The 13871-nt window shown below is 70.2% G+C and carries 9 protein-coding genes and 1 pseudogene; 6 read left to right on the top strand and 4 right to left on the bottom strand.

Annotated elements, in window-relative coordinates:
• Positions 1–187 precede the first annotated feature (187 nt).
• A pseudogene (locus tag IE318_RS41715) lies at positions 188–352 on the top strand (pirin family protein); the annotation flags it as partial.
• Between the two features lie 259 nt (positions 353–611).
• Here IE318_RS41715 and IE318_RS41710 read toward each other — a convergent pair.
• The 4 genes from IE318_RS41710 to IE318_RS45800 form a co-directional block, all read right to left on the bottom strand.
• Positions 612–992, bottom strand: coding sequence for a hypothetical protein (locus tag IE318_RS41710; RefSeq protein WP_189908076.1), 381 nt, complete (start codon positions 990–992; stop codon positions 612–614).
• 193 nt (positions 993–1185) lie between these two features.
• Entirely contained in the window at positions 1186–1317 is a 132-nt protein-coding gene (locus IE318_RS46235; RefSeq protein ID WP_268256783.1) for a hypothetical protein, read from the bottom strand.
• Between the two features lie 75 nt (positions 1318–1392).
• Complete coding sequence (locus IE318_RS45805; RefSeq protein ID WP_229904129.1) at positions 1393–1674, bottom strand: hypothetical protein; 282 nt, start codon at positions 1672–1674, stop codon at positions 1393–1395.
• On the bottom strand, positions 1671–1874 hold the full coding sequence (locus tag IE318_RS45800; RefSeq protein WP_229904128.1) for a hypothetical protein: 204 nt from the start codon (positions 1872–1874) through the stop codon (positions 1671–1673). The genes IE318_RS45805 and IE318_RS45800 overlap by 4 nt, the downstream gene beginning before the upstream one ends.
• 1287 nt (positions 1875–3161) lie before the next feature.
• Between IE318_RS45800 and IE318_RS41700 the strand changes: the two genes are divergently transcribed.
• The 5 genes from IE318_RS41700 to IE318_RS41680 all read left to right on the top strand — a co-directional run bounded on the left by IE318_RS41700 (position 3162) and on the right by IE318_RS41680 (position 13806).
• The gene (locus IE318_RS41700; protein ID WP_229904127.1) at positions 3162–7715 is read left to right on the top strand and encodes a cation-translocating P-type ATPase; all 4554 of its coding nucleotides are present in this window, start codon (positions 3162–3164) and stop codon (positions 7713–7715) included.
• A gap of 369 nt (positions 7716–8084) precedes the next feature.
• Complete coding sequence (locus IE318_RS46925) at positions 8085–8240, top strand: hypothetical protein (protein WP_229904126.1); 156 nt, start codon at positions 8085–8087, stop codon at positions 8238–8240.
• Positions 8241–8733: 493 nt separating this feature from the next.
• On the top strand, positions 8734–9678 hold the full coding sequence (locus IE318_RS41690; protein ID WP_189908075.1) for an ABC transporter ATP-binding protein: 945 nt from the start codon (positions 8734–8736) through the stop codon (positions 9676–9678).
• A complete protein-coding gene (locus IE318_RS41685; RefSeq protein ID WP_189908074.1) occupies positions 9675–11051 on the top strand; it encodes an ABC transporter permease in 1377 nt (458 codons plus the stop codon). The genes IE318_RS41690 and IE318_RS41685 overlap by 4 nt, the downstream gene beginning before the upstream one ends.
• Before the next feature lie 4 nt (positions 11052–11055).
• On the top strand, positions 11056–13806 hold the full coding sequence (locus tag IE318_RS41680) for a bifunctional YncE/alkaline phosphatase family protein (protein ID WP_189908073.1): 2751 nt from the start codon (positions 11056–11058) through the stop codon (positions 13804–13806).
• Positions 13807–13871 lie beyond the last annotated feature (65 nt).

The raw sequence follows: 13871 nt of genomic DNA, 5'->3' as shown, positions 1-13871 counted from the left end.
GTACGGGTGAGGACACTTCGACCACCGCGACCGCGGATGCTCACACTCCTTGAAAAACGACCCCATCCCACGAACCATGGCAGCAGAACTCACGGTTGCTGACTCCTCCACGACCGATGCTGACAGTTTGCTGACCAGCAGGGGCCTGGAACGCCGATGACCTGCACTAACGCGTGCAGGATTCGCTATGTTCTGGAACTGGATCGGCCGGTCGCAGGAGGAGATCGTCCAGGCCCGCCGGGACTGGATGGAAGGGACACGGTTCGGGGAGGTCAAGGGGTACGACGGGGATCCGCTGCCGGCCCCGGAGCTGCCGGCGGTGCCGCTGAAGCCACGCGGAAGGGTGCGTTGACCTGGGGAAATGGGTGACAGTCGGCGGCGGGTGGATGTCCTCTCGGGCACTGCCTCCCGCCCTTCGGCCGCGCGCAGGGAGGGCGGCCGAGTGTGCCGCAGGTCCGATGCGAGGTGCTGGGCGATTCCAGGGTGTGGCCGTGAGGTTCTCCTCTCTCGAGCACCCGAAGCAAGGCCACGCTGTCCCGGATCGAACGCCAGGTGCGGCGTCACGGTCGCCCGCGTCGGACCTGGCCCTGTTCACGGCGTGAATCCGTCAGTCACGCCATCGCCGTTTGCCCGGGCTGGGCGGTCTTCCTCCGGGCGGAAGGATCGTCGCCGGGCTGCCGACGCTGCTCCTCCACCTGCTCGGCTCGCTTCCGTGCCGCTTGCTCGCGGGTGATCACTTCGGTGGCGGCGCCGATGGCGACGGCGATCGGCCACTCCAGGGCTCCGGCCACGGCCATGCCGCCCAAGACCCCGTAGCAGGTCAACTTGCGGAGCGAGGGGATCCGCGAGGTGGCACCACGAGCTCCCTTGAACATGTCGCCCGGGGTCACATAGGGGACGGGAACTCGGGGATGCGCGGTGTGCAAGTGCACCACCTTGCCCATCGGGCCCGCATGGCGCTGCGCCTCCTCCCGGCGGCGCTCCGTAGCCACCTCGGGGGCCTGCTGCGTCTCTTCTGCCGTCCGGGGTGTCTCACCCGAGGTCGGTGGTGGTTCTCGCCTTGCCTTTGGGGGAGTCATCTTGTCCTCCCGTGGTGGGGAGCTTCCCTTCGGGCACGTTCCATGTTTGGAGGTCAATAAACGAGAACGAGGTGGAAGGATGAGGTGGTCAGATACGCATGACCGATCAGGCGTGCGCGGTCGCCGACTGCTGGCCGGCGGTGAACGTCTTCCAAAGCTGGGCGGACAGGCGAACCAGGGCGGCCTCCAGCAGGGCGACCGTCACCTGGGTCAGTATCTTGGCGAGAATGTGCGGCATGATCGGCCGTCTTTCATGAGGATTGTGCTGTGTACCTCTCCTTTGTCCGGTCCCGCGGCATCCGGCAGGCGGCAGTCACATGACCTGAAGGTGAACTCTCCCTTTCCGGAGTGCCACGTTCCCCGCCCCCAGCCGACGGGTCACGTCGGTCACCATGGTGGGCAACACTACGGATTCCGCCGCCGACGTCAGCGCGATCGTCCAGCCCGCTGGGACCAGGGACCGGCTGCCGAAGAAGTGGCTCAGTCCCGGCACCGTCACGATCACGCCCAGGACCATCAGGGACCCCACCACCCCAGCGGCGGCCACCGGGTCGCGGCCCGCGTCCTGCAGCGTCTGAAACAACTGGGATGTCACCAGGCGACCAAGGCGACGGTGTCGGCGCGCCCCCGGGTGCCGATCGGCCCGGCGATCGCCCAGGCCACGGAGGCGGCCGCCGTGGTGACGGCGGCACACAGCCGGATGTGGCGCGTGAGAGCCGCGGCGAGCGAAGCTTCGGGCCCCTCTGCGAGTAGTTTCCCCGCGCGGTCGGCCGGCGGCCGGGCGGCGATGTGCATGGCGGGCAGCATGTCCGTGAGCAGGTTGACCAGGAGCAGTTGGCGGGCGTGCAGCGGGCTGCGCCCGGTGAGCAGGCTGGTTGCCAGGGCGAAGGCGATACTCTCCGAGATTGCCGCCGAGCAGCCCGCCCAGCGCCTTGGGGCCGGAGGCCCACATGGCCCGGGCCTCGACGCTGGTCTCGACGCGGTCGTTGATGACTACCACGTCGGCGGCGGCCGCCAGCGTCACCCGGGAGTCGTACGCGATGCCGACGTCGGCAATCCGGATGGCGGGCGCGTCGTCGGCGCCGTCGCCGGTGACGGCGACGATCCGGCCGGCCGAGCGCAGCGTGGTGACGATGGGACCTTGTGCGCCGGGGTCACCCGGACGAACACCATGATGTGCGGCAGGGTCCGTACGAACTCGGCATCGTCGAGAGAGTCCAGTTCCGCCCGGTCGTCAGCTGCGGTTCCTCCTCCGGCCGCGGTTTCCTGGCGATCGCGGCGCGGTGGTGGGGTGGTCGCCGGTTGCCAAGGTGATCCGCGCCCCGACCGCCGCCAGGCCCGCACTGAGGTGAACAGCCGCCTCGATCTCTCGATATGCACGCCGCCGGGCGTCCGCCAGAGCCGGGGTCACGGGGTTCACGGGGTGCACAGGCCCGCAGCCGTGCCCCGACCACCGCAGTGCCGCCGTCGGTACGCCGGTCAGTCATGTGGCGGCAGAGCAGATCGGTCGGAATAGCGCGCGACTGGACAGCATGGACCGGGGGAGTGCGGGCGGGGAGAGCACGGGCCAGATCACATGGCCGGTACCGTCCCGCTCAGCCCACGCCGGACACGCCTGCGCGGCGGCGCCGAAGCCCTCACTCGTCTGCCGACCCACGTGGAGGCAATCGCCGCGGAAGTCGGTGAGCAGGTCGGCGCACGGTCTCGTTCAGTGTCGGGGGCCCGTGCGGTGCTCGTGGCGGTGTGCCGGCTCGTCCAGACGGGTGGGTCTGCTTTGTGACTCTTGTCTGATTTTGCGATGCTCATTTCTCTGATGCCTGCAGCGCCGTGACGGTCCTGGACATACGCGTGGACTGCGTTCCGGCGAGTGGGGTGCTGTTGCAGGACGAGTGAGAGCAGGAGTTGCCGGTGCCACCGTGGAGCGGGCTTCCTCTTTCCTGGCTGGGCGTGGTTCTCCGGCCGATTCCGACGGCGTTCACCGCGCCCGTGGACACGGCCGCGTCCGCTGCCGGACAGGCGCGAGCCGCGTTGGCCGATACGGTGCAGAGGGGGCGCCGCGCGGTGGGCAGTGTGGTCGCGGGTGTGCCGACCGGACTTGCCGAAGCGGTGAGCGTGCTGCTGGACGCGGGTGCGGACCGTGGGCACCGGCGGGTGTGGGCCCGGTCGGGCCGGGCGCACATCGAGGTGCGCGGACTGAGTGGGGGCGGCGAGCGGCATGAGCGGCTGGCTCACGAGGTGACCGGTGCGCTGCGCGGGGTTCAGGGTGTGGCATGGGCGCAGGTGAATGCCGCACTGGGGCAGGTGGTGGTCGGTGCCGAGGAGGACCGCCTGGATGTGGGCGGCCTGCTGGAGCTGGTGGAGAGCGTGGAGGAGGCGCACGGCTGCGGCGGGGAGCCGTTCGCGGGCGATCGTCCGCATCCACCGTTCGACAACGTCCCGGCCGTGCTGGCCGGGGCGTCGCTGGTTGCGGACTCCTTGGGGCTGCTGATGGCCGCAGCCCGTCGGGTGATGCCACTTCCCGTGTTCTCATCGGTGCTGCGGGTGCCCGTAGTCCTGGTTGAGACCCAGCCGCGGCTGCGCAGCATGCTGGAAGGCCGCCTGGGGCGGGCACACGCCGAGATGGTGCTCGGGGTGGGCCAGGCCTGCGCGCATGCCGCGACAGCGGGCATTGCACCGCTCCTCCTGGACGGGGTCCAGCGCGCGTGGCAGCTGGCGGAGATCCGCGCCCGGCAGGCCGCGTGGCACCGGCTGGAGAGGGAGCTGGTCGGTGCGGCGGGGGAAGGGCTGCCGCGGCACGCGCCGGAGCGACAGCCCCGGCCGGTGCCGCTGCCGGCCGGTCCGGTGGAGGAGTGCGGAGAACGCACCTCGCTGGCCTCCCTGTTGGGTGCGGCAGGCGTGTGGGCCTGGGCCCGCAGCCCCGAGGCCGCCGTGCAGGCGATCCTGGCCACGGTGCCGAAGGCCGCGGGTATGGGGCGGGAGGCGTTCTGCGCGCAGGTGGGCCGGGACCTGGCCCGGGACGGTGTGGTCCCGATGAACAGGGCGGCCCTGCGGCTGCTGGACAGGGTCTCTGCCGTGGTGATCGACTCGTCGGTCCTGTGCACGGCTCACCCAAGGCTGCTGTCGGTGACCGCCACGGCTGCCGCGGACGGCCTTGCCGAGGCCGCAGTATGGGCCGCCGCGCAGACGCTGCTGGCAGACCTTTCGCCACGTCGGCTGTATGGCTCCGGCCCGTGGCACGACGTTCGGGGGTGGCGGCTGGAACGCACCGCCGACGCGCCGGAGGCCCGGCCGGACGCCCCCGCGGGGCTGCCGCTGGACATGCGCGCCCCGGACGGCCGGTACGCGGGCCGGGTCCTGGTGGGCTGCGACCTCGACCCGCTGGCCGATGCCGTCGTGACCGCGGCCCGCTCGGGTCGCCGCCGTCTGCTGCTCACCGAGCACGTCTCCGCGGCCGAACTGCTCCCGTGGGCCGACCGCACCACGCCGCTGGACACGCCACTGGACGTGCAGGTACGGCGCCTGCAGCAGGACGGGCACGTCGTCCTGCTGATCAGCACGGCCGAGGACCATGCGCTGGCCGCCGCCGACATCGGCGTCGCCCTCTTGCCCCCACCCGGAACCGACTCTGCCGGGGCGCCGGGCGTGTGGTCGGCGGACCTGGTCTGCAGCGGCGGGACGGCGCAGGTCTGGCGGATCCTGTCCGCGTTGGACGACGCCCGCCAGGTCAGCCGCGAATCGGCGCACCTGTCGATGGGCGGGTCCGCCCTGGGAGCGCTGATCGCGGCTGTGGGCACCCGTCGTACGGTGGCCGGCCTGACGACATCTCCGGTCTACGGAGCGGCCTTCCTCGCCCAGTTCGGCGGCTTCAGGGCGGCCCGCCGCCTGGCCGGCCGCCCCGTGCCCCCGGCCCGTGTGCGCGGCGCCTGGCACGCCTTCGGCGCCCGCGAGACGCTTCGCGTCCTGACGGCCCTCGACGAGGCGACGGCCGGACCGCCCGCGGCCGAACCGGCCGTGAGGACAGCCCTGCTCCTCGGCGGTGCCGGACCCGCCGCGGCCGTTACCGCCCGTCTGGCTCCGCTGACTCGGTGGCCCGGGCAGCTGCTGAGCGCAGTGCGCGAGGAACTCCGGGACCCTCTCACCCCTGTGCTGGCGTGGGGCGCGACCGCTTCCGCGGCCGTGGGGTCGAGCATCGATGCGACGCTGGTGGGAGCCGTCATGGCCGGCAACGCCGTCGTGAGCGGCACACAGCGACTGCGCGCCGAGCGCGCCCTGGCCGGTCTCGTACTCACCCAGAACATCCACGCGCGACGGGCGGTGTGGACGCCCCCTGCCGTCGTGGAAGGACTACAGGCCACGCCGCTGTCGGACCGGATGCGGTTCTTCGCAGGGCTGGACACGGCCGCTGTGAACAGCCTCCCCGCGCACGAGCTGCGGATCGGGGACGTGATCGCGCTGAGCCCCTCGGATGTCGTGCCTGCGGACGCCAGGTTGCTGGTCAGCGACCGTCTGGAGATCGATGAGGCGGCCCTGACCGGCGAGCCTGCGCCCGTGGCCAAGGACCCGGCGGCCACCCCCGGGGCCGAGCTGGCCGAGCGGTCGTGCATGGTCTACGAAGGCTGCACGGTGCTGGCGGGCACCGGCTACGCGGTGGTCGTAGCCACAGGAGCGCAGTCCGAGGCCGGGCGCGCCGCCGATCTGGCGGGTCACGTCGCCGTCCCGCCCGGTATCGAAGGCCATCTGGCCACCCTGACCAGGACGGCGCTGCCCGCCGTCGGCATCGGCGGCGCCGCCGTCACCCTCCTGGGGCTGATGCGGGGGGTGCCGGTGCGCGAGGCGCTGGCGTCCGGAGTGGCCATCGCGGTCGCCGCCGTTCCCGAGGGCCTGCCGCTCGTCGCCACCATGGCCCAGTCTGCTGCCGCCCGCCGCCTGTCCCGTCATGGGGTCCTGACCCGCTCCGCCCGCGTCCTGGAAGCCCTCGGCCGCGTCGACGTCGTCTGTTTCGACAAGACCGGCACCCTCACAGAGGGCCGCCTGACCGTCACTCGCGTGGCCACACTCGACCACGACGTTCCTGTCGACAGTCCCGCCGGGCAGGGCCTCCTGCGCACCGCCGCACGAGCCTGCCCCCGACCCACCGACGGACGGCCTCTCGCGCACGCCACCGACCAGGCCGTCGTCGACGCCGCCACCGACCAGTGCCCTCCGGACCACGCCTGGCAACCAGGCGTCGAGCTCCCATTCGAAGGCAGCCGTGGCTACTCCGCATCCCTGGGCACCGACGCGGGACGGCCCTGCCTCGCCGTCAAAGGCGCTCCCGAGATCGTCCTCGCTCACTGCACTACCACCCTGAGCACCGCTCCGGACGGCCCCGCCCGCAGCGTCCCCCTCGACCAGGCCCGGCTGCGAGCCGCGCACCGCCTCGTACGGCGCCTCGCGGGCGGCGGGCTGAGGGTCCTGGCCGTCGCCCAGCGCACACCCACCACCGGGACACACCCAGCCGATCAGCTGGCCGAACTGGTCGGTGAGATGACCCTGCTGGGCTTTCTGGCGATCTCCGACACTCCCCGGCCCGGGGCGGCCGAGACCGTCAAGCGGCTCACCGGCGCGGGTGTGCGAGTCATCATGATCACTGGTGATCATCCCGCCACAGCCGCGGCCATCGCGTGTGACCTGGGCATCCCGCAGAACGACAGCGTCCTGACCGGGGCGGACCTCGACGCCCTGCCCGAACCGGAACGCATCGAGGCGATCGACGGGACCGCGGTCTTCGCCCGCGTCTCCCCCGAGCACAAGGTCCGCATCGTCCAGGCCCTGCAGCACACCGGGCACGTTGTCGCCATGACCGGCGACGGAATCAACGATGCCGCCGCCATCCGCCTGGCCGACGTCGGCATCGGACTGGCCGCCCACGGCTCCACCTCCGCCCGCGCCGCGGCCGACCTCGTCCTCACCGACCCCGACCCCAGCCGCATCCTCGATGCCGTGCACGAGGGCCACGCCCTGTGGCACAGCGTCCGTGACGCCGTTGCGATCCTTCTCGGCGGCAACGCCGGCGAAGTCGCCTTCACCGTGCTCGGCACCGCCCTGTCCGGGCGGGCCCCTCTCGGCACCCGGCAACTGCTCCTGGTCAATCTCCTGACCGACATGCTGCCCGCGCTCGCCGTCGCAGTCGCTCCCTCCCGCACGCCCCGGTCCGGCAACGCCCCCCTTGCCGCCAGTCCGACTCCCACGCTCCTGGGACCCGAACTCGCGCGCCTCCTCGTCATCCGTGGTGCCGCCACCGCACTCGGCGCCTTCAGCGCCTGGCAGACCGGGCGCCTCACCGGCCGGCCACGCCGCGCCGGCTCCATGGGCCTGGCCGCCCTCATCACCACGCAGCTCGGCCAGACCCTCATCACCGACTGGCACAGTCCCCTCGTCCTGGCCACCGCGGCGCTCTCCGCCGCCACGCTGATCACCATCGTCCAGACCCCGGGTCTCAGCCACTTCTTCGGCTGCACTCCGATGGGCCCTGTCGCATGGACCACGGTCACTGTCTGCGCCACCACTGCCACCCTCGCAGCGGCGGTCATCCCCCGCTTCCTGCGGCACCGGGCCCGCCGAGGCCCCGTAAACGACACCGCCATGCAGGGCTGATTGACTGGTGCGATTCCCTTCCTGAAGTCACCGGCGGCAGGCGCGTGTTCCAGGAAGTGTCACCTCTCACCGCTGAAGCGCTCCGGCACCTTGCTGCTTCAGGCACCAGAGTCACGCGTACACCGTGTGGCGTCGTGCCCATTGCGTACCCTTCATAGGGGACAGCCACAGTCAACAGCGGTGCCGTCAGGCCGATGCCCACTTCATTCGCCAGCAGCCTCGCGTCCACCGTCTTCGCGCGCCTTACCGCGACCCGCGCGGACGAACTTACTGGGAGCCGCGCTCATCGGCGCCGGAACCGGTCTCATCACCCCGCTCGGCTTCGCCGCCCTGGCCGCCGGCACTCCCGCGGAACGTCTCGGACAGACCATGGGCGCAGCCGAGCTCGGCCGTGAACTCGGCGACGCGGGCGGTCCATTGCTCGTCGCGACGGTCGCCTCCGTCACCACCTTCACCCACGGATACGCCGTCCTCGCCCTCGGTCCGACGCTCACCCTCCTACGGCGTCGCCCCACCAGGGGGTGACCGGCGGCTCCTCCTGCGCTGCTCGGCCGTTCGCTGGGTGAGATGGACAGTGTCCGGAGGGGACTGGGCTGGGCAGGCCGAGGACACCGTGCTCGCGCATCGGGCCCACCTGCCAGCCACGTGCCTGGCAGGCGTCGAGGATGCCGGGCAGTGCCTGCAGGGTGTTGCGCCAAGAGCCGGTGGCGGACGTGCAGTCGGAGTCGTGCAGCAGGATGGTGCCGCCGCCGCGCAGGTCTCGCAGGATGGTGTGCTGGATACTTCTCAGTCAACCCCCCAGTAATGAACGTCATTCGCGATCGCGACTTCCCCTTTTTGCGCCGGTACCTGTAATCAAGGAATCGCAAAGCAGCTGGCTGAAGCGTGGTTGACTCCGGTCTGTCGGCGACGTCGCGAATGTCAAGTCGTTTCATGTTCCATCAACATTCAACTTCCCATCCCCTGAGCAGGGTGATCAGTCCCTAGGGTCCTTAAGGCTTTTGTAAGGAAGGGACCCATGGAACAACTCCTCGCAATCCGGGCTCGCGGCGTCACGAAGAGTTTCGGTGACGTCGTCGCGCTCGACGGCATCGACCTCGATGTGACGCAGGGGCAGATCCACGGCCTGGTCGGACCGAACGGCGCCGGGAAGACGACCCTGCTCGGTCTTCTGCTGGGGCTCGCGGTTGCCGACAGTGGCCGTCTGGAGGTCCTGGGGACGCCGGTCGGGCGGGCGCTCGACTCTCCCGACGGTGTCGCCGGCTTCGTGGACGGTCCCGCTCTCTACCCGTCGCTGACCCCGCGGCAGAACCTCGCCGCGCTGGCCGCACTGCGCGGCCACGAGGCGCGCACTGCGGGAATCGACGATGTACTCGCCGAGGTCGGCCTCACCGGCGTCGCCGACGACCGCGCGCGCGGCTTCTCCCTCGGCATGCGCCAGCGGCTCGGACTCGCCGCCGCCCTGCTGACCAAGCCCCGGCTGCTCGTGCTCGACGAACCGTCCAACGGCCTTGATCCGGCGGGCAAGAAGCACGTGCACGGTGTCCTCAACCGGCTTGCGGCCGACGGGACCGCCGTCGTCCTCTCGAGTCACAACATGGACGACCTCGAGGCGCTGTGCTCCGAGGTGACCATCGTCGCCACCGGACGCGTCGTCTTCTCCGGCCCGCTGAGCAAGCTGGCCGCCGACAACCGTGAACTCGACTACCGGCTGCTCACCTCCGACCCGCAGGCCGCCCGCCGGATGGCCGGCGACACGCCCGGGGTCCGGGTCGTCGACGACGCGGGGGTACGCCAGGCCGACGCCAAACTGCTCGTCGTCCGCGCCATGGTGCCCGCCCTCGAGGACCTCGTGGTGCGGCTCGTGGAGGAGGGCGTCGCGCTGCGCGAGCTCACTCCCGTGGTGTCGCCGCTCGAAGCCGCGTTTCTCGCCCTCACCGAGCAGCAGGAAGCCGGCCGATGACCGCGACCCTCACCCAGAGCCCGGAACAGGAACACCAGCCGGTGACCCGGGGCCGTCGCGTCCCCGTCACCCGCGCCTGTCGCTTCGAGTTCGTCAAGCTCGTCTCCCAGTGGCGGATCCGGCTGCTGGTCCTCGCCTGCTGGATCGTTCCCGCTCTCTTCGTCGCCGGCGTGAGTCGGCAGAGCACGCTCCCGTCCGACACCCTCTTCGGGCGCTGGATGCACGCCACGGGGTGGGCCGGGCCGCTGGTGGTGCTCGGTTTCGCGGGGACCTGGGCGCTGCCGTTGCTGACGTCGGTGGTCGCAGGCGATGTGTTCGCCTCCGAGGACCGGCTGGGCACCTGGCGCCACCTGTTCGTGGCGGTTCGCTCGCCTCGACGGATCTTCGCGGCGAAGGCACTGGCCAGCCTCACCGTCATCCTGGTGCTCGTGGCCGGGCTGGCCTGCTCCAGCGCGATCGGCGGCCTCCTGACGGTGGGCAACCATCCGCTGGTCGGCGTCGACGGCCACCTGCTGACGCCGGAGGACGCCGCGGTCAAGGTTCTGCTCGCCTGGGTCTGCGTCCTCGCCCCGACGCTGGCCCTCGCCGGAATCGGACTGCTCGGGTCCGTCATGCTGGGCCGCTCCCCGATGGGGCTGCTGCTGCCCGCGCTCGTCGCCATCATCATGCAGGTCACGCAGATACTGCCCCTGCCTGTGGCGGTGCGCCTGGCACTGCCGGGTTACGCCTTCATCTCCTGGAACGGCCTGTTCACCAGCCCCACGCAGCTCGCCCCGCTGCTGATCGCCGTCGCGGTCAGCCTGGCGTGGGCGGTCCTTGCGACCGTGCTGGCCTATGTGCTGTTCCAGCGGCGGGACTTCACCAATCTCGCCTATGACGGTTCCGGGCGCCGCGCGCTCACCGTCGGGCTGCTGCCGCTGGTGGGGCTGCCCGCCCTCAGCGTCGCGGCAGTAGCCGTATCCACATCTTCCATGGGTTCCGGGATCGAGCAGGGCAAGGTGCAGCGCTCCGTCGCAACGGCCTTCGCCCACCTCTATCGCATGCAGACCGACCAACTGCATCGCCCCGCCGTCGCGGAGGCGCAACTGCGCACCACGGCGACATGCGCCAAGAGCGCGGGCAAGGGAGCACAGGAGGGCGCAGGCAACAACTGGCGGTGCGTCGTCAGTTGGCATCTGCCAGGCGTCGCAGTCACGGGGACGGCGATTTACCAGATCGACATCACCTCAGACGGGCGGTTCGTGGCCGACGGCGACGGTCCCAAGGAAGTGAACGGCTACTTCCTAATGCGGACTTCGACGGGAGACGCCCCGAATCCGCTCTGGCAGTTCGACGGCAACGTCGAACTGCTCGACACCTCCTCGAAGGGATAGTTCCATGCAGGTTGCACGACAGCGCCGGGTTCAGCAGAGGGAGCAGGTCAACCTCTTCGGCAGACTCGTCGGCCGTCGGACCATGATGGTGACCGCCGGTATCGCGGTCGCCCTCGGTGTCACCGGCACGGCGGTCGCCTCGACGGCACAGTTCGGCACCCAGCAGGTTGGCCAGGTCACCGACCACGGCCAGGTCGTCTCCGACGACCAGTACATCCGCCCCTACGGTGACCGCACGGTCATCAACTCCGGCAAGATCATGTCGTCGGTCGTCAGCCCGGACGGCAAGCACTTGGCCGCCTCGGTTACCGACGGCGACGCCGCCCTGGTGATCATGGACCTGTCCACCGGCAAGGTGGCGCAGAAGATCGGCACCAACGCGGCCGACAACCTGCGCATCAGCAGCAGCGCCGTGGGCCAGGAAGGCCCGACCTACTCGCCCGACGGCAAGTCGCTGTGGCTGGGCCAGGCGACCGGCTACACCAAGTTCACCGTCAACGCCGACGGCACCCTGGCCAACCCGGTCGCCGTGAACATCCCGACCGTCAGCGGGCACCAGGCTCTCGTCGGCGCCGCGGTGTTCTCCGCCGACGGCTCCACCGTGTACGGCGCGGTCAACGGCCAGAACAAGGTCGTCGCCATCGACGCCGCCACCGGAACCATCAAGCAGACCTGGACCACGGGCACCGCCCCGCGTGGCCTGGCGCTGGTCGGCGGCAAGCTGTACGTCTCCAACGAGGGCGGCCGTCCAGCCAAGGACGGCGAGACCACGATCAACTCCTACGGCACCCAGGTGCCGGCCGACCGGGAGACCGGCGCCGCCACCACCGGCACCGTCAGCGTGATCAACACCGCCGACGCGTCCGCCACCGTGGGCAGCATCGACGTCGGTCTGCACCCGACTGCGGTGTACGCGAAGAACGGCGTGCTGTTCGTCACCAACACGGGCGACAACAGCGTCTCCGTCATCGACAGCAAGACGGACAAGGTCGTCCAGACCATCTCGACCCAGCCGTGGGCCGAGTCCGCGGTCGGTTACGAGCCCAACGCCGTCACCCTCACCGACGACGGCCGTCTGCTGGTGACACTGGGTCGCGCCAACGCCGTCGCGGTCTACCGCTACTCGGGTGCGGCGACGCCCGCCCGCTACGTCGGCCTGCTCCCGACAGACTACTTCCCCTCGGAGATCGCCCAGGTCGGTGGGAAGATCGTCATATCCAACACCCGTGGTATAGACGCCCGCCGTAACCCCTCCAATCACGGTACGCACGACACCACGTCCAGTCTGACCACGTTCACCCTGCCGAGCGACGACGAGATCAAGTCGTACACGCCCAAGGTGTTCCAGATGAACGGCTGGAGCGGCGACTCGCTCAAGCTGTCCCAGAACAACGGCAACGTGCCCGCGGTGCCGGTCCCGGCGCGCCTGGGCGACCCCTCGACGATCAAGCACGTCTTCTACATCGTCAAGGAGAACCGCACCTACGACCAGGTCTACGGCGACATCCCGCAGGGCAACGGCGACCCCTCGCTGACCACGTTCGGCGAGAACGTCACGCCCAACCAGCACGCGCTGGCCAAGCAGTTCGGCCTGTATGACAACTTCTACGACATCGGCACGAACTCCGCCGAGGGCCACAACTGGCTGAATCAGGCGGACAACCCGGAGTACACCGAGTCCTCCGCCGGTGAGTACACGCGCTCCTACGACACCGAGGACGACGTCCTCGGCCACCAGAAGTCCGGCTTCATCTGGACCGGTGCGAAGGCGGCCGGGAAGTCCGTCAAGGACTACGGCGAGTTCCAGACGCTGGAGCAAAAGCCGTCGGGTGCGAACTGGCAGAACCTGTACTGCGACAGCAAGGACATGGCCGCGACCGGCTCGCCGTCCAAGTACCCCATCAAGACGGGCTCGGCGATCCCCTCGCTCAACGACGTCTCGGTGCAGGGCTTCCCGAAGTTCGACACCAGCGTGCCGGACGTCTACAAGGAGCAGGTCTGGGAGCAGGACTTCAAGAAGAACGGTCCTGCCAACCTGAACATGTTCTGGTACTCCAACGACCACACCGGTGGCCCGGCGAACTCCGCCGCCCAGGTCGCGGACAACGACCTCGCGGTCGGCCGCATGGTCGACACGATCACGCACAGCAAGTACTGGAAGGACTCGGCGATCTTCATCGTCGAGGACGACTCCCAGGCCGGCAAGGACCACGTCGACGGCCACCGCGCCCCGATCCAGATCATCAGCCCGTACGCCAACCACGGCACGGTCGACAGCCACTACTACTCGCAGGTCACGATGGTCCGCACCATCGAGCAGATCCTCGGCATCCACCCGATGAACCAGATGGACACCGCGGCCACCCCGATGGCCGACGCGTTCACGAACAAGCCCGACTTCACGCCGTTCAACGCCGTGGCCAACCGGACCTCGCTGACTCTCGGCGTGAGCCCGGCCCCGTCCTGTGGTGTGGACACCCCGGCCCCGCAGAACCCGGCGGCGGCCGCCGCGCCCACCTCGGTGGCGATCCCGGCCGCCCAGCAGCCGCTGGCCGACGAGTGGAAGAAGTGGCTCTCCAAGCAGCGTCTGACCGGCGATAACGCGGTGCCGGACTACGCCAACAACGAGCAGATGGACCGCTACACCTGGTACGACACCCACAACTTCAACAAGCCCTACCCGGGTGACAAGAAGATGTACGCGCCCAAGGACGTCCCCGGCGCCAACCTCCCGTCTGCGGAGAACGACGGCTGAGCAGTAGACCGGTCGGCATAGCCTGACCGTCGTCAAAGGGCCCTGGTCGGCATCCGCCGGCCAGG

Source organism: Streptomyces spiralis (assembly GCF_014654675.1).
Taxonomy (GTDB): domain Bacteria; phylum Actinomycetota; class Actinomycetes; order Streptomycetales; family Streptomycetaceae; genus Streptomyces; species Streptomyces spiralis.
The sequence above is the reverse complement of the archived record's forward strand: the minus strand, read 5'-3'. Positions and strand labels throughout refer to the sequence as shown.